This window comes from Salipiger sp. PrR003 (assembly GCF_010500785.1).
Classification (GTDB): domain Bacteria; phylum Pseudomonadota; class Alphaproteobacteria; order Rhodobacterales; family Rhodobacteraceae; genus Salipiger; species Salipiger pacificus_A.
Window position 1 is genome coordinate 55806 of sequence record NZ_JAAGOV010000030.1, and the last position, 16452, is coordinate 72257.

The 16452-nt window shown below is 62.5% G+C and carries 14 protein-coding genes; 7 read left to right on the forward strand and 7 right to left on the reverse strand.

Going from position 1 to position 16452, the window contains the following annotated elements:
* The first annotated feature begins 31 nt into the window (after positions 1 to 31).
* Together G0D83_RS06860 and G0D83_RS06865 are read left to right on the forward strand one after the other, a co-directional pair.
* A complete protein-coding gene (locus G0D83_RS06860) occupies positions 32 to 388 on the forward strand; it encodes a hypothetical protein (RefSeq protein ID WP_164190981.1) in 357 nt (118 codons plus the stop codon).
* Positions 389 to 1012 carry an exopolysaccharide biosynthesis protein gene (locus G0D83_RS06865; RefSeq protein ID WP_164190985.1) on the forward strand — a complete coding sequence of 208 codons (624 nt, stop codon included), beginning with the start codon at positions 389 to 391 and terminating at the stop codon, positions 1010 to 1012.
* 55 nt (positions 1013 to 1067) lie between these two features.
* Here G0D83_RS06865 and G0D83_RS06870 read toward each other — a convergent pair whose 3' ends face one another.
* Positions 1068 to 1607 carry a DUF421 domain-containing protein gene (locus G0D83_RS06870; protein WP_164190989.1) on the reverse strand — a complete coding sequence of 180 codons (540 nt, stop codon included), beginning with the start codon at positions 1605 to 1607 and terminating at the stop codon, positions 1068 to 1070.
* 111 nt (positions 1608 to 1718) lie between these two features.
* Positions 1719 to 1958 (reverse strand): hypothetical protein, encoded by a 240-nt coding sequence (locus G0D83_RS06875; RefSeq protein ID WP_164190818.1) that lies wholly within the window; start codon positions 1956 to 1958, stop codon positions 1719 to 1721.
* 643 nt (positions 1959 to 2601) lie between these two features.
* Here G0D83_RS06875 and G0D83_RS06880 point away from each other — a divergent pair.
* The gene (locus G0D83_RS06880; protein WP_164190993.1) at positions 2602 to 3981 is read left to right on the forward strand and encodes a VOC family protein; all 1380 of its coding nucleotides are present in this window, start codon (positions 2602 to 2604) and stop codon (positions 3979 to 3981) included.
* A gap of 19 nt (positions 3982 to 4000) precedes the next feature.
* Positions 4001 to 5521 (forward strand): aldehyde dehydrogenase family protein, encoded by a 1521-nt coding sequence (locus G0D83_RS06885; protein WP_164190995.1) that lies wholly within the window; start codon positions 4001 to 4003, stop codon positions 5519 to 5521.
* 237 nt (positions 5522 to 5758) lie between these two features.
* On the opposite strand, the gene G0D83_RS06890 is transcribed toward G0D83_RS06885, so the two are convergent.
* Positions 5759 to 8599 (reverse strand): FAD-binding and (Fe-S)-binding domain-containing protein, encoded by a 2841-nt coding sequence (locus G0D83_RS06890; protein WP_164190998.1) that lies wholly within the window; start codon positions 8597 to 8599, stop codon positions 5759 to 5761.
* A 24-nt stretch (positions 8600 to 8623) separates the two neighbouring features.
* Between G0D83_RS06890 and G0D83_RS06895 the strand changes: the two genes are divergently transcribed.
* Positions 8624 to 9577, forward strand: coding sequence for a LysR family transcriptional regulator (locus tag G0D83_RS06895; RefSeq protein ID WP_235958007.1), 954 nt, complete (start codon positions 8624 to 8626; stop codon positions 9575 to 9577).
* 64 nt (positions 9578 to 9641) lie between these two features.
* Here the strand turns inward: G0D83_RS06895 and G0D83_RS06900 are convergent, their stop codons facing one another.
* From G0D83_RS06900 to G0D83_RS06910, 3 genes are all read right to left on the reverse strand, one after another.
* On the reverse strand, positions 9642 to 10553 hold the full coding sequence (locus tag G0D83_RS06900) for a LysR family transcriptional regulator (RefSeq protein ID WP_164191002.1): 912 nt from the start codon (positions 10551 to 10553) through the stop codon (positions 9642 to 9644).
* Between the two features lie 114 nt (positions 10554 to 10667).
* Complete coding sequence (locus G0D83_RS06905) at positions 10668 to 11945, reverse strand: FAD-binding oxidoreductase (RefSeq protein ID WP_164191006.1); 1278 nt, start codon at positions 11943 to 11945, stop codon at positions 10668 to 10670.
* A complete protein-coding gene (locus G0D83_RS06910) occupies positions 11942 to 13162 on the reverse strand; it encodes a pyridoxal phosphate-dependent aminotransferase (RefSeq protein ID WP_164191009.1) in 1221 nt (406 codons plus the stop codon). Before G0D83_RS06910 ends, G0D83_RS06905 begins: the two co-directional genes overlap by 4 nt.
* 95 nt (positions 13163 to 13257) lie before the next feature.
* Here G0D83_RS06910 and G0D83_RS06915 point away from each other — a divergent pair, with 95 nt between their 5' ends.
* Positions 13258 to 14187 (forward strand): LysR substrate-binding domain-containing protein, encoded by a 930-nt coding sequence (locus G0D83_RS06915; protein WP_164191012.1) that lies wholly within the window; start codon positions 13258 to 13260, stop codon positions 14185 to 14187.
* 75 nt (positions 14188 to 14262) lie between these two features.
* On the opposite strand, the gene G0D83_RS06920 is transcribed toward G0D83_RS06915, so the two are convergent.
* On the reverse strand, positions 14263 to 15381 hold the full coding sequence (locus G0D83_RS06920; RefSeq protein ID WP_164191016.1) for a LacI family DNA-binding transcriptional regulator: 1119 nt from the start codon (positions 15379 to 15381) through the stop codon (positions 14263 to 14265).
* 154 nt (positions 15382 to 15535) lie between these two features.
* Here G0D83_RS06920 and G0D83_RS06925 point away from each other — a divergent pair, with 154 nt between their 5' ends.
* Positions 15536 to 16405 (forward strand): transporter substrate-binding domain-containing protein, encoded by an 870-nt coding sequence (locus tag G0D83_RS06925; protein WP_164191019.1) that lies wholly within the window; start codon positions 15536 to 15538, stop codon positions 16403 to 16405.
* Positions 16406 to 16452: the final 47 nt, after the last annotated feature.

Below are 16452 nucleotides of genomic sequence, written 5' to 3' on the forward strand. Positions count from 1 at the left end.
GCTCGCCAGCCGTTTCCTGCCCAGGGGAAAAATGGCCCTGACCCGGGAGCACGAGCGCTTCCCCAAGGACGAATCCGGAGATACTGATTTGGAAGGACTTATCATGGATGGGTCAAATCCTAGAGAACTTGAGTCCGTGCTTGTGATGCTCGAGGCGCGCAGCATCGCGCATCGACGGCTGCTCCTGGAAATCATCACGACCTTGGACAGCTCGCAGCTGCAGCATCTGAAGGAATGGCTTTCGGTACGGGAAGTGCTCCGCGATGGTCAAGAAGATCCGGGCGCGGTCCCCACTGCAATGGCCGCGCTCCCGCTTTGCATCGCCGAGGAGTTTCGTGAATTCGGGCAATCTCTTGCGCAGATCTCCTCGCAGTCGGACAGCAGGTAAATGGGCCGGAAGGATTGCACACTCGCTGTGGATCCGGGACCAGAGGCGGTGCCAAGGCTGGTCGAGCGGTTGCGGGGGCTGGCCGAGAGTCAGGACACGGTGACGCTCCAAAGTTTGGCAAAGGAGATCGGCGCGCAGGGCCACGCACCCCTTCTCTTGATCGTCGCCACCTTTCTCATCTTGCCCATCGGGATGATACCGGGCATCGGCGGAGCCCTAGGCGCAATCAGGGCAGTCATCGGCCTGCAGATGCTGCTAGGCCGCACCGGCCTGTGGGTTCCGCCATTTCTAGGAAAACGCGAGATTCAGGCGCGCCGCGTAAAAGCGGTGGCGCACAAAGTGCGGCCGGTCGCGGATTGGTTAAGGTGGCATTTGCATCCAAGATGGGAGCGCCTGTCCGGCGGGAATCTCTCAATCTCGCTCATCGCACTTTTTTTGATAGCAACAGGCACATCGCTCCTAGTGCTCGGAGCGATACCGATAGCTGTGCCACTGGTCGGTATACCGGTTACGCTATTCGCAGTTGGACTATTGGCACGGGACGGCGTAATCGTCGCGGCGGGATATGCAGTGATCCTGTTGGCTGGCATCGGCATATGGATCATAGGCGGCACTCAAGGGTGAGAGCACAGAGGCGGGTCTGACTCACCCTGCTATCTGACTGACCCTAGGCCCCCAGTCAGAGCCCGTTCCGGAAGGCCCGGGCGCGTGGCTCGTCATCGTTTGACCCACCCTTTTGAGTTTTCTTGATGACAGAGAAGGACCCGTCAGACTCCAAAATGACTGCCGACAGCGCGCCGAAACCGTCCTGTCCCTGCGTACGCACCACGGTCTCCAATTCAACTTCTGTGACGCGGGCGCGGCGCAAGGCTTCGGTCAATGGGACACCGTCATGCAGAAGGAGAGTAGGTTCGGAGCGAACCGCACGCGCGAAGGACTTTGAACGCACCGACGTGTAGGTCACCCCATATTGCAGGAATATCAGAAGCAGCAAAGCCACAGCACCTTCCGCAAGGGCAACACCGTCGCTCAGCAGGATCGACGCCAGCGTCGAGCCGAAAGCCACTGTTATTACAAGATCGAAGGCGTTTAGTTTCGCAAGGGTCCTCTTTCCCGAGATTCGCAGCGAGACCACGAGGAACGCGTAAGCCAATGTTCCCACGATGAGGGTGCGGATGATGCCATCCCAACTTTGGAAAAACATGTTTGCCCACTGCATGCGCGTAATTCTCTATCCGCCTACTGATCACCTGAAAGTCCGACGGCGCAGCTCGGGTTGAGAAATCTCTCTTTCCCAAGAGCGCTTGATTTTGCCCTATGAAACGTTTCGCTATTCCCGGTCGCCCCCGGTGACCCTGTCCTCAGGACCTGGACGCTCATCAGCCAGCTTCTCACCGGCGGCTGCCTTGCCCGGTTCACCTTTGCCTTCCGCATGATTATCGACGTGCTCATGCAATTGACGGGTGTGAACATGGCGGCTGTCCAATCCGCGCTGCTCGGAATGCCGAGAGGTGTCGCGGTTCGACAACACCTCGCTCTTCCTGCGCTGCTCCACCTCGGCGGGAGACATCCCGCCTTCTCCACTCCCCTTCCCCTGATCCTGTTGCCCAGGGCCATACGATTTCCGATCCGCGTTTGCCATGTTTTCTATCCCATTCCAGTTCAGGGTCCTTAACAATGCGAGTGCAACTATGTTCCCGATCGCATGCCGCCACAGCGCACTGCTGCCAGCCCGCCACTTGAAGAAGCGCTCCCGATCTGTTGGTCTGAGACATCTCTGGAACATATCTCAGGCACGTCTGTTCCTTTTGTCGAGCGCGGCCCGCAAGAGCGTCCGCATGCGCGTGGTCCTCAGGATTGCAGGCCGCATTCCCCTCGGCCCGGAATTTCGGAGACTGGGCCGCGCTTGCCTCTGACTGGTGACTGGTGACTGGGATCGGATAATTTGAAATTATGTGATATACGTTGGTCTTTTTTGAGACCGGCTCTTCCGCATCGTCTGTCTCCTCGTTTGAAGAACAGGCCAACTTCAAACCGCTGACTTTTCAGGGGAGCAGGTCGCGAGATTGATAACTGACCATGTAACCTCCTGATCTAGAGCGAAGCTCCTGCATGCGGAGGCAGAATAGGTGCAGTCCGAACCGTCGTTGGGGTTTTCCCTGCTGGAAGACTAAGCTGGCATCCGGCTCTATACCCAGCGGAGATCCGAACGCATGTGCCCCATCGACCCAAACGCCATCCGAACCCTGTTTTCCCGCGCCATGTCCGGCATGTACCGCGACGAGGTCCCTGCCTACGGCACGCTGCTCGACTTGGTGCGGCTGGTCAACGAAGCGCGACTGGAAGCAGAGCCCTCCGAGCGTGCACGCCTACAAGAGCTGGGTGAGCTGGACCGCGTAAGCGAAGAGCGCCATGGCGCGATCCGTCTCGGCACGCCACAGGAACTTTCCACCATGCGTCGTCTCTTCGCAGTCATGGGAATGTACCCGGTCGGTTACTATGACCTTTCCGTAGCAGGAGTGCCGGTTCATTCCACCGCTTTCCGCCCGCTGGAGCAATCGGCGCTGAACGCAAACCCATTCCGTGTTTTCACCTCGCTCCTGCGGCTCGATCTGATCGAGGATGCCGAACTGCGCGCCGAGGCCGACGAGGTTCTCTCGCAGCGCAAGATTTTTACTCAGGGCTGCCTAGACCTCATCGCGCGCGCCGAGGCGGACGGAGGTCTTACATCCGAGGAGGCGGAATCCTTTGTTGCGGAAGCGCTCGAGACGTTCCGATGGCACCCGGAGGCTAACGTGGAGCACGCGCTCTACAAGCGCCTGCACGAAGCGCACCGGTTGGTTGCCGACGTGGTGGCTTTCAAAGGGCCGCACATCAACCACCTAACACCTCGTACACTGGACATCGATGCAGTGCAGCGCCTTATGCCCGAACGCGGCATTGCGCCTAAGGCCGTGATCGAGGGTCCCCCGGCCCGCGCCGTCCCCATCCTGCTGCGCCAGACATCGTTCAAGGCACTGGAGGAGCCGGTTTCCTACAGCGACGGGGTCACCACTGTCGACGGCAGCCACACCGCCCGCTTTGGGGAGATCGAACAACGCGGCCTGGCTTTGACCCCAAAGGGCCAGGCACTTTACGACCGGCTTCTAGCGCACACACGGGGCCTCGTGCGCCCTGCCGCAGATGGCTCTAACGCGGCGGAGTACATGGAGACGCTGGAGCGCACCTTCGCCGATTTCCCCGACGACTTGGAGACGATCCGTACCGAGGGGCTGGGCTATTTCCGCTACAGCGCTACCGGCAAAGGGAGCTCGACTGAGGATCTGGCGCGCGACCCTGCCACGCTGGTGACCGCAGGTGTCTTGCGCGCCGACCCGATCATCTACGAGGACTTCCTGCCGATCTCGGCCGCCGGGATCTTTCAGTCTAACCTCGGCGACGAAGCTAGTCAGGGCTTCGCAGCCAACCCAAACCGGGCCCGCTTCGAAGAAGACCTGGGAGCGCCCGTCATTGACCTTCACCAACGCTATGCCGAGGCCGAAGCGGCCTCGCTGGCCCACGCACGCGCCGTTCTCGCTCATGCACACGCCTGATCTACCGAAAGGATTCAACATGCTCACCAAGCCACTGTCCGCCATCACCGCCGAAACTATGGGTGCCTGCAATGTTACCGCTGCGCTCAACGTGGACGGAGGCATGGTCGTGGTCTCTCCAATCACCGGCGAGATCGTGGCGACGCTGGACGAACACGGCGTCGCTGATGCCGATGCCGCCATCGTCAAGGCCAACGAGGCCTTCCGCGGCTGGCGCCTGGTACCTGCACCGCGCCGCGGTGAGCTAGTGCGACTCTTTGCCGAGGAACTGCGTAAGTCCAAGGACGAGCTCGGCCGCATGGTCTCGATCGAGGCGGGCAAGTCGCCCTCCGAAGGGCTCGGCGAGGTGCAGGAGATGATCGACATCTGTGACTTCGCCGTCGGTCTCTCGCGCCAGCTCTACGGGCTGACCATCGCCACCGAGCGCCCCGGCCACCGGATGATGGAGACCTGGCACCCGCTGGGCGTGGTCGGCATCATCACCGCCTTCAACTTCCCCTGCGCGCCGTGGTGCTGGAACGCAGCGCTGGCGCTGGTCTGCGGCGACCCGGTGCTCTGGAAGCCCTCGGAGAAAACCCCGCTCACCGCGCTCGCCTGCCAGGCGGTGCTGGAGCGAGCCATCGCCCGCTTCGGCGATGCCCCCGAGGGGCTGAGCCAGGTTCTGGTCGGCGGGCCGGAGCTCGGCGCGGCCCTGGTGGACAGCCCGAAGGTGGCGCTGATCTCGGCCACCGGCTCGACCCGCATGGGGCGCATCGTCGGGCCAAAGGTGGCGGCGCGCTTCGGCAAGTGCATCCTCGAGCTCGGCGGCAACAATGCCGGCATCGTCTGCCCCTCGGCCGACATGGACATGGCCCTGCGTGCCATCGCCTTCGGGGCCATGGGCACCGCGGGCCAGCGCTGCACCACCATGCGCCGGCTCTTCGTGCACGAGAGCGTCTACGACCAACTCGTGCCCGCCCTGCGCAAGGCCTACGCCAGCGTCACCGTCGGCAACCCGCTGGAGACCCAGGCGCTGGTCGGCCCGCTGATCGACGCGGCGGCCTTCGAAGGCATGCAAGCGGCGCTGAAGGAGGCCGCCGCGCTTGGAGGCACCGTGCATGGCGGCCAGCGCGAACCGGTGGGGGGCGAGAAAGCCTATTACGTCAAACCCGCGCTGGTGGAGATGCCCGAACAGGCCGGCCCAGTGCTCCGCGAGACCTTCGCACCGATCCTCTACGTGATGAAATACAGTGACTTCGACGAGGTTCTGGAGCTGCACAACGACGTGGGCGGTGGGCTCAGCTCGTCGATCTTCACCACCGATCTGCGCGAGATGGAGACCTTCCTGTCGGCGCGCGGCTCGGACTGCGGCATTGCCAACGTCAACATCGGCACCTCGGGGGCCGAGATCGGCGGGGCCTTCGGCGGCGAGAAGGAGACCGGCGGCGGCCGCGAGAGCGGGTCGGACGCCTGGCGCGCCTACATGCGGCGCGCAACCAACACGATCAACTACTCGTCTGAACTGCCGCTGGCGCAGGGCGTGGTGTTCGACATCGACTGATGCCGTGTGTGCGCAGGGCCGATACCGGTCCTGCGCACTCGGACGCCAAGGGCTGTTCCGGTCGTTCCTTAGACGCTTTGATGGCCCTTTTCTCTATCCAAGTGCTTTCGACGCACGATGTGCCGTTCTGCAGCCCCACTCAGTATTGGGGTCCTGGCGCAGAACTCAGCTGCCCGAATTCTCGCAGACGCAAAGTACCATCGACCGTCGGGTCTCATGCACGGGAAAGGATCGGCACTAGTTCCGCGTCCCCAGCCGGTCCGCAATCAGGCCCAACGGGTGGCGCATCGGCATGCCAGAGAGCCGCTCCGTCTGGCAACGGCAGGAAAACCCCGTGGCCACCGCCTCCTCGGCCTTAGCCAAAGGCTCCGCCCAGGACATATCGAACAGCTTGCGAGACATCTTCTGGTGCCGTTCTTTGTGCCCAAACATGCCGGCCATGCCGCAGCAGCCGGTTGCGGGCGTGTCGATCTGCAGCCCAAGCGCGGCAAAAACCTCCTGCCAGTCTTTACGCGCCGCCGGCGATCCGGTGCTTTCGGTGCAATGGGTGAAGAGGCTCAGCGCCCCGCCGGGCACCTGTGGCATCCTCGCCCCGCGCCGGACCTCCGCCGCAAGAAATTCCTGCGGCAAGAGCACCATCGGCACGTCGAGCCCCGCCTTGCGATAGTCCTGCCGCAGCGCCATGACGAAGGCCGGGTCGAGACCGATCATCGGCGCGCCGCTGGCCGCACCGTCGCTGAGCGCCGCCACCAAACGCCCCGCCATCTTCGCAAACCCCGCCCGGTCGCCAAGATCGCCCGCCACCTTGCCCGCTGGCAGCATCTCGACAAAGAGCGGCGCATAGCCGAGCGCCGTAAGGCCTTGATAGACATCGCGCTGCGTCGCGCCGTCATAGAGCGCCGAGAACCAATCCATCCACACAAGAACTGCACGCTCCGGAAGCTCGCGCTGTTTGAGCTCGGCCACTGAGATCCGTGCCGTAGGAGGCAAGGGGTGCGCCAGATCAGCGGGCAGGTCCGTCACGCCCAGCACCACCTCTGCCACGCGCCGCGCGAGCGGCCAGAACGGGCGTATCACGGGTGCCGCGCGCAACATGAGCGGGCTCAGACGTTCGGCCAGCAGCATCGCCCGGTCGGTCAGCGGGCGCCGCTTGCGGCCATATACATCGGCGTAGAATGTCGCGCGCATCGCCGGAATGTCCACCTGCACCGGGCAGGTCGAGGCGCAGGCCTTGCAACCGAGGCAGGTGTCGAGCGTGCCGAGAAGATCCGCCTCGTCAATGGTCGCCTCTCCAGTCCGCCGGTCCCCGTGCCATGTGCGCAGCGCATCGGCGCGTCCCTTGGGTGAGTGGCGGACATCCCCGGTCGCCTTGAAGGACGGGCACATGGGCATGCTCGCCGCATAGCTGAGGCATTGCGCATTGCCGTTGCAGCGGAAGGCCTTTTCCAGCGGGTCGCCCTCGGGCGCGTTGAACGGACGGAAGGGTGTCGTGGCAATCCCCATGACCGGCGCTCCGGCGCCGACCAGCTTGCCGGGATTGAAGCGTCCCGAAGGATCGAAGGCGGCCTTGACCCCCTGCAACGCGGCATAGGCCTCCGGCCCGATCCAGCCTTCGAGATAGGCGCCGCGCACCCCTTTGCCGTGCTCGCCCCAGAAGATGCCGCCATGGCGGTTGACCAGTTCGAAGATCTCGTCAGAGACCTGCACCAGCCGCGCGCGGCCCTCCTCTGCGTCGATGTCGAGCGCCGGGCGGATGTGCAGACAGCCCACGTCCACATGGCCGTAGATGCCAAAACTCAGCCCATGCCGGGTGAGAATGTCTAGAAAACCGTCGAGGAACTCCGGCAGCGTCTCGGGCGGCACAACACAATCTTCGACGAAGGCAACGGGGCGCGCCCGGCCATCGATCTTGCCCAAGAGCCCGACACCGGCCGAGCGGACCGCCCAAAGGTCGCGAATGTCATCGCTGCCTGCCGCGACATGCACCGCCCGGATGCCGGGCAAGCCCTGCAGACGCGCCTCGCAAGCCGCGATGCGTGCCGCAAGTTCCGCGGCATCATCGCCATTGAACTCAACGAACGTATAGGCCAGCGCCTCACCGCCCTGCGGACGCAGGGTTTCGGGCAGGCGGCCAAGCAGACCGGCCTCTTCGGCCAGCGCCTGCACCCGCTCGTCCATCACTTCGATGGCGGTCGGGTTGTCCCGCAGCAACGGCATCGCGGCGGCCAGCGAGTCGCGGAAACTGGCAAACCCGGCGACCACGAGGCGCTTTTCCTTGGGCAGCGGGCAAAGCTTCACCCGGATGCGGGTGATCGGCCCAAGCGTGCCTTCGGATCCGGGGAACAGCCGCCACCACTGAAAGCCGCCCTCTTCTGTACAGGCGCGCTCGAGGTCGTAGCCGGTGAAGCGACGGTTGAGCCGCGGGGTGTTTGCGATGAAGGCCGTGCGCCCGGCCCGCGCTGCGGTTTCTGCCGCCGCCAGCATCGGCGCGGCCCAGTCTGGCGCGTCGCCGAGGCTGGAGACCAGCCCCTGCCCCCGCGCGATCTCGACACCCAAGAGGTTGTCCGAGGTCTTGCCGTAGATGCGCGAGCCCTTCCCTGAGGCATCGGTCGACACCATGCCGCCGACGACGCAGCGGGTCGAGGTCGAGGTTTCGGGCGCAAAGAATAGCCCCTTGGGCCGCAGCTGCGCGTTCAGATCATCAAGCACGATGCCCGGCTCCACGTCGGCCCATTGTCCCTCGGGATCGACCTCCAGGAGCCGGTGCATATGGCGGCGCATGTCGAGGATGATGCCGCGGTTGAGGCTCTGGCCATTGGTGCCGGTGCCGCCGCCGCGCGCAGTCAGCGGGACATGGGCAAACTCGGGCCGCTCCAGCACCGACATGCAGGCCACCACATCCGCGGCATCGCGCGGCGCGACGATGAGGTCGGGCAGGATGCGATAGACCGAATTGTCGGTGGACATGGCCGCCCTCAGCGCGCTGTCACGCGTGACCTCTCCGCGAAAGCCTGCGTCCTTCAGGGCGCGGGGAAGTCGGTCGATGGCGTCGGAAAGGTTGCGGTCGGTGGCGGTCATCTGGGTCTCCTGTCTGGCGGCATATTGACCGAAGACGCGTATTCTTTGAAATTGAAACATATGAAGATTGATTCAGAAATTACGAACTTTAACCTGCGCCACCTGCGGGCCATTCACGCGATCTGGGCGGAGGGCAGTTTTGCCCGCGCCGCGGACCGGCTCGGGGTGGTGCCCTCGGCGCTAACCGAAACTGTGCGGCAAATCGAAGAGATCGCGGGCGGCGCACTTTTCGACCGCCGCAGCCGTCCGCCGGCCCCGACAACGCTTGGGCTGGACTTCCTGAAAGAGACCGAACCACTGCTCGCCGCGCTCGACAAATCACTCAATCGCCTGCGCGATCATGCGCGTGGGCTGCGCGGCACACTGCGGATCGGCGCCACGCCCTCGGCGATCACCCCGCATGTGGCCCCGGCGATTGCCACCTTTCGCGCGGCACACCCCGAGGTGATCCTCACCGTGCATGACGACGTGGCCGAAACGCTCGCCGGAATGGTCGCGGATGCTAGGCTAGATCTTGCCATTGCGGGTCGTGCCCGCAGCTCGCCCGATTTGCTGCAAAACGAGATCAGCGCTGACCCCTTCGGCCTGGCATGCGCGATTGACCACCCGCTGGCGCGATCCGCCGAGCAGGTCCGCCTTTCAGACATCGATCCGCAGCAACTCATTCATCTCGGAGCAAAAACCGGTTCTTCGAGGTTGCTTGCCTCTCACGCGGCCTTGCCGCTCGCGCTAAGAACCGGCCCGCTCCGCAGCCATTCAACGATTGCCCAGCTCTGCCTCGTACGCGCCGGGATCGGCGTGGCGTTGCTGCCGCGCAATGCCGTGCTGCTGTTCAACGATCCGGGTATCGCTTTCGTGCCATTGAGCGATCTTGTACTCGAGAGAAAACTCTACCTACTGACCCCAGCCCGCCGCGCGCCTAGCCCTACGGCAAAAATCTTTGAGCGGGCTTTCACGCAGTGCGTGGCAAAGCAATAAAGGCTCGCAGCACGCTGATCGTAACATGGGGGTCGCTTGGCCTCTCAGCCGTGCTGACGCGATTTCATTGCGCTGGAGCGAGCGGCCGGTACCGCACCTGTTGGACCAGCCAGTCACAGAAGGGCTTCACCTTCGTCTCGCGCCCGTCCGGGATCACCATGTAGTAGGCTTTCTGTGTAGAATGGGGAGCATCCAGAACGACATTCAGCTCGCCGGCGGCAAGCTCCTTCTCGATAAGGTAGCGGGGGAGAAGCGCGTACCCAAGGCCGGCCTTCGCTGCCTCGATTGTCAGTGTGAACTGATCGAAAGTATGAGAAATTCGCCTGAACGGCGCGTCAACACCACAGCGATCGAACCAGTCCGACCATAGGTTTGGGCGTTCCGACAGTACCAGTTTTGGCGCATCTATCAGGTCTTTTGGGCCCGTGATCCGCTCACTCCCAAGCAAGCCACCCGCGATCGGCACGACGATTTCGCTGCATAGGTAGACACTTTTTGCTCCGGGCCAGCTTGGGTCGCCAAAGTGTATCGAGAGATCGCATTGTTCGGCAGTGAGGTTGAACACGCCCTTGATCGTGGTGATGTCGAAAGTCGTGTTCGCATCCCTTTTGAGGTAGCCTGCGAGGCGCGGCGCAAACCACCGTTGGGCAAAGGTCGGGAGCACGTTGATGGACAACAACCTCTGACCGTCGTCGGCGGTCTTCGCATGTCGCATGGTGACCTCGGCCATGTGGAGAAGCCTTGAGGCGCCCTGAAGAAACGCCTCGCCCTTCGGGGTCGTGATGACCCGGCCACGGACCCGTTCAAACAATGGATGCCCGAGCTGGTCTTCCAATTCGCGGACCTGCCGACTGACCGCGCTTTGCGTCAATGCGAGTTCATCTCCGGCACGGGTGAAATTACCGTGGCGCGCCGCACTTTCGAATGTCTGCAACAGGCGCATATCGGGAAGATCACGCCTTGAAAGTGTCGTCATTTTCGGGACCCCGCCAGATTGTGAGCGTTTAACTTTTCGTTGCTGCAAGCCATGGTTGCCTCCCCCGTCGCACCTTGAAGATGTCAATAGGGAAGTACGCACTTGGCAGAGCATTCAGCCCAAGGGGCCGGGCCTGGCTGCATGGGTAAGCGATGCGCCGAATTCGTAGTAGGCCCGCTTCATCCTCTTGAAGCGCTCCGCGTACTTCCGAACTACCGGCAGCGGCATTGTTTCCGGGCATTCCTCCAGGAGCGCTTTGGCAGCAGCGGTGCCGAGGACGGTTCCAGGGCAGATTCCCCGCCCGGAGTAACCAAAGAGGGCGTAGGCTCCAGGGCCGAATTCGACAACTTTCGGAATGTGATCCTGTGTCATCGCGATCCTACCGCGCCAGCGATGCTCGAAAGGAATGTCGCCGATCTCAGGGTAGAGACGCCTCAACTTGCGGCGGGCCCATCGGCCGTGGATCCGTGCCCCCAAGCCTTCGGAGTCTCCCATTCCTCCGACAATGAGTCGACCGCTTTCGTCCATTCGAATCGAGGACATGACCAGCGCAGTATCCCAGCATCCCTCGCGCCCCGGCAGAATTTTCGCACGCTGCGCTTCCGTCAGCGGCGCTGTGGCGAATTGACAGAAGTTCACCACTACATATTCCGGCGCGCAGGCGCCCTCCGCGAGTTGGTGGTACGCGTTGGTGGCTAGAAGCAGACGTTGCGCCGTAACAACCTGGCCGTTGGCGTGAACCCGCCAGTCTCCCCCCTCGCGCTCGATCCTGGTGACAGGGCTGTTCTGGTAGATCTCGGCACCCAGCCCGACGGCCGAGCGAGCGAGGCCACCGCAATACGACCGGGGTTGCACGGTGCCCGCGCGGGGGTCCAGAAGCGCACCGTGAAACTGGGTGCTACCAGTCCGCCGGCTTGCCTCTTCTCGGTCCAGGAGTTGAAGCGGCGCGCCGAGTTGGATGCCTTGGGTGAAGCGCTTCTCGAGATCGCGAAAGCCGGCGGGGGAATGGGCCAGGTGCAGCGTGCCGTTCTGCACCGCTTCACACGCGATCCCGAAGTCCCGAACGAGGGAAAAAACCGCCGAGGGGCCCTTGCCAAGAGCCTCGACCAGCCGCGTGCCCTCAGCCTCGCCCATGACCGCGACGACGTCATCCGGGGGCAGCCACAGTCCCGCATTCACCAGACCGACATTTCGGCCCGAACCGCCGTGGGCAATGGTTTCGGCTTCCAGCACGACAGTAGATGCGCCGGTGCGCGCTGCTTCGAGCGCAGCCGAGCAGCCGGTGAAACCGGCACCAATTACGACAAGATCGACCGTCCTGTCTGCAGAAAGCCGGGTCACCGATAGGTCTTCGGCATTCGTGTGCTCCCAAAGGTTGCTCATCTTGCTCATACGGTTGCCCTGTTCGGCTGCGAATCCTCTTGCGCGGCAGGCCGCACGTGGGTGATGAATCGCTCCAGGCGGTCAAGGCCGGCCAGAAGCTCGGCTTCGGAATAGGCGTAGGACAGGCGCAAATGCCCGGGCATTCCGAACGCGCGTCCCGGCACCAGTGCGAGGCCGACCTGCTCAAGTAGATCCTCGCAAAAGCGCGCGCAGCTCTCGAAGCCGTTCGTCGCCATCGCGCGCCGGATGTCGGGGAACACGTAGAAGGCGCCATCGGGCCGCGAGCACGTTACGCCGGGCATCGCATTCAGGCGCGCCACGACCATGTCGCGGCGTGACCGGAACACCTCGCGTCTTTCCAGAAGGAACTCTTGCGGCCCGGAGAGCGCCGCCAAGGCCGCGGCTTGCGCGACCGAGCTCGCGCCAGACGTCGACTGTCCCTGCACCGCACCCATGGCGGAGATCATGGCGGCTGGGCCGATACCCCATCCGATGCGCCATCCGGTCATCGCATAGGCTTTGCTGACCCCGTTCACGATCAGCGTCCGTTCTGACAGGTCCGGTGCAACCGTGGCGAACGAGGTGAAGGGCACGTACGATAGCTGATCGTAGATCTCGTCTATCAGGATCTGCACCTGGGAGTAACGCCGCAGTACCTCCGCGAGGGCGCGCAAGTCGGTTTCGGAATAGTTGGTGCCAGTTGGGTTGCAGGGTGAGTTCAGCATGAGCCATCGGGTGCGTGGCGTGATCGCGGCTTCGAGCCGTTCGGCTGTAAGGCGAAAACCGTCCTCCACAGGGCAAGGCAGGACCACGGGGGTGCCGCTGGCCAGAAGGACAATGTCCGAGTAACTGGTCCAGAACGGGGCAGGCATGATCACCTCCTCACCCGGGTCGAGCGTCGCGAGCATGGCATTCGCGAGCACCTGCTTTGCGCCGGTGCTCACGATGACCCGAGCCCGGCTGACGCCCGCCTGACGGGCGATTTCGTCCCGAAGCTCGGGCGTGCCCAGGGTCGCCGGGTACTTCGTCTTTCCCGCCAAGGCAGCGGAATGCGCCGCCGCGACAACATGCGGGGGAGTCGGAAAGTCAGGTTCGCCTGTCGAGAGAGCGACTATGTCCTGTCCCTCGGCTCGCAGGGAGGCGGCGCGCTCCGAAAGCTGGACGATTTCAGAAATCTCCAACGACTGGATTCTCTGAGCGCGGCGAAAATTCGGGGCATTCTGCATTGGCGTCAATCTATCATGGGATTTTCCGCGAAACTGCCGTACTGATACGTGCCCGAAAAGCGATTTGTCCGCACAAACCTTGGAGCTTTTGTCACATGTCTATCCCGAGACGCTTCCTGCCCACGATCAGCAGTCTGCGGGCGCTGGAGGCCGTGGATCGACTGGGAAGCGCTGTCGCGGCAGCGCGGGATCTCGACCTGACGCATTCCGCGGTGAGCCGCCAACTAAAGAGTCTAGAGGAACAGCTGGGCGTGAACTTGCTGACTCGCGAAGGTAAGGGGCTGCGCCTGACCTCCGCGGGGCGCAGATATGCGCGCTCGGTTCGGCATTGCCTCGACGACCTGGCACGGGCCAGCTTGCAGTTGCGAGCCGCGGGAGACCGGAATGGGCTGAACCTAGCTGTTCCGCTAACCTTCGGATTGTATTGGCTCGCCCCGCATCTGCGGGCTTTTCTCGTGGAAAACCCGACCGTTCACCTCAATCAATCCACCCGAAACTCCGCCTTTGACTTCGCGGCGGAGAAATTCGACGCTGCGGTTCATTTCGGGGCGCCCGATTGGCCGGGCGTCGAGTTCCTCCCGCTCGCGCAGAACCGATTAGTGCCCGTCGCGAGCCCCAATGCAGGGTTTCCACCCGAGGCGACGCCTCGGGATCTCCTCGACATGCCGCTTCTGCACTTGGCCAGTCGGCCGGGGGCCTGGGAAAGCTGGTTTTTGCAACAGGAAGTTGTGCCCGGTACTCTGCGGGGCCCCCTTTTCGACCAGTTTCTATCGCTTTGCGACGCGGCATTGGCCGGACAGGGGGTGGCGCTGCTACCAGACTTCCTCACAGATGGGCAACTTGACGCTGGCCGCCTAATACGGATGGGGCCGTCATTTCAGGACTCAGGGAACTCCTACTTCCTTGTCTGGCCACAGGAGGCCGAACCGACGCCAGAACTGCAACTATTGATCGAGTTTCTACGGGAACGTGGCACGATCCGGTCGCAACGCCCTACCCGATCCTTTGCGTCCACTGTTGCATGAAGAGTGCCCTAAGAGGCGCATAAAGTGAATCGCATACTCTCGAGTCGCAGCAAAGCAATGAGAACCTTATCAATGTCAGGCGTCGGGGCCACCATTGACGCCTTTGGTGGTCAAGATCTGACGAATTGATCCGCGCTCCACGTGCCGCGGCACCAGATCCAAAACGCGCGGTTCGCTCGTCGGGTCGGCTATCCGCTCCATCAGCAGGCGTGCGGCCATTTGGCCCATTTGCTTGCGAGGTTGCGAGATCGCGTCGATCCCGGGGACCATGAATTCCATCCAGTCCATGTCATCGAAGCATAGCAGCGAAATATCGTCCGGGATCCGCGCCCCGACTTCCTTGACCGCTGCCATGACACCAGCGGACATAACGCCATCAGCAGTGAACAGCGCAGTCGGCGGCGTGTCCGATCTGAGAATTTCCACAGCTTTCTTCGCCGCAACTTTGGATGAATAGCTCTTTACCTGGCAAATCAGGTCGCTCTGCGGCGCAATCCCCGCGTCGTGGTGTGCGAGCAGGTAACCCAGTAGCCGCTGCCAACTCGGATAGTGGTAATTGATGTCCGGCGGCCCCGGCGGACTCGACGACATGATACGCTCGATCGTCATCCCGCCGGTGCCCGCCAATTCTGCCACAAGAGCGATCCTGCGATGCCCGGCGCGCAATAGGTCCCCCACTCCTGCTCGGGCGCTCCCGACGCTGTCCAGGCTGATAGAATCGACCTCAAGCCCCTTCACTCTGCGATCGATGAGGACCATCGGTATCCCAGCTTCGTGGGCCGCTCTAAGATGAGCGGCATTGATGGTGTCGCAAGGCGAGACGATCATTCCATCGACCTTCTTGTCCATAAGGAGCTCGACAGACTGTTCTTCTAGATCAGTGGCTTCGTCGCTGTTGGTTATGATCAGGCCCATGTCCGATGCCCGCGCGACATCGGAGATCCCTCGAATGATCCTTGCGTAGAACGGGCTTTGAATGTCACCCACGACTACGCCAATCGTGCGTGTTTCACCACGGATCAGGCTCCTTGCGAGGTGGTTGGGGCGATAGCCGAGCTCGCGCGCCGCCTTTTGTACCTTTTTGCGCACCGTTTCGCTGGCATAGCCATAGTTTCCTAGCACCCTGCCGGCGGTCGCGGTACTGACGTTCGCCTTCCGGGCGACGTCTGCGATTGTCGTTGTCGCCTTCCGCATCCCGCGGTGATCCCCGAATTAAAAAATTGTCCGGCGCCCATGATGCCGCGCTGATCACTTGACCGCAATGCGAACCTGTGAATTCATGTGAGAACGTTCACACAAAAGCGTATGAAATTCGCAAGCCATCTTCTGGACAATAGGGAAACTCGTCATGCAACCAAACGTCGCCAACGGCAAACTGCTCCTGGCAGTTGCCTTTTCAGCCGCTCTTCATGGGGCCTTGCCTGCTAGCGCCGCCGTGATCGAAGAGCTGCACGCGCAGGTACCCCAGGACCTTATCGAAAACGGAATCGACATCGCGGTCTTCAACGATTGGGCACCCGACGAATTCCTCGAAGACGGCCAACTGAAAGGCTGGAGTGTCGAACTGTCTCAGGCGATTTCGGACCGGTTGGGCGTGTCATTTAACTACGTCCCGACCGGTTGGGACGCGATCATACCTGGGCTGATATCTGGGCGATTCGATGCCGCCTTCGCCTCGATGGGCGCGACCGAAGAGCGCCTAAAATCTCTTGACTTCGTGTCCCAACGTACGGCCGGCACCGGGTTTGCCTTCCTGAAATCTTCCGGCCTGAAGATCGAAGAACGCGAAGATGTCTGCGGACATTCCTCCGCAATCATCAATGGCTCCTGGGATCACGATCTGATGGAGACGCTGAACGCCGAGGTCTGTAGCGCCCAAGGTCTCGAGCCGATCGACATCCAGACCTTCTCGAGCCAATCCGCAGCGGAACTTGCTGTGCAGTCTGGTCGTGTCGACATGACCGCCGCCGCTCGGGCTAAGCTGGTCTACATGGCGAAGAACAACCCGGTCTTCGAGGTTGGTGGGCTTGAGGCCGCCGCGACTCACTCCTGCATCGGCGTTCCGAAAGATAGCGAGATCGGCCCACTCTTTACCGCTGTAATTCAGGCCCTGATCGAGGACGGCACCTACGAACAAATCATGGGGAACTGGGGTCTCAACAACGACTCTATGCTCTCTGAAGCGGTGCTGATCACCGAGACAAACCCGACGCCATGAGGTCGGTCCGCTTCACCTCGGCGCGCCAATCGCGCCGGGGAAATGTT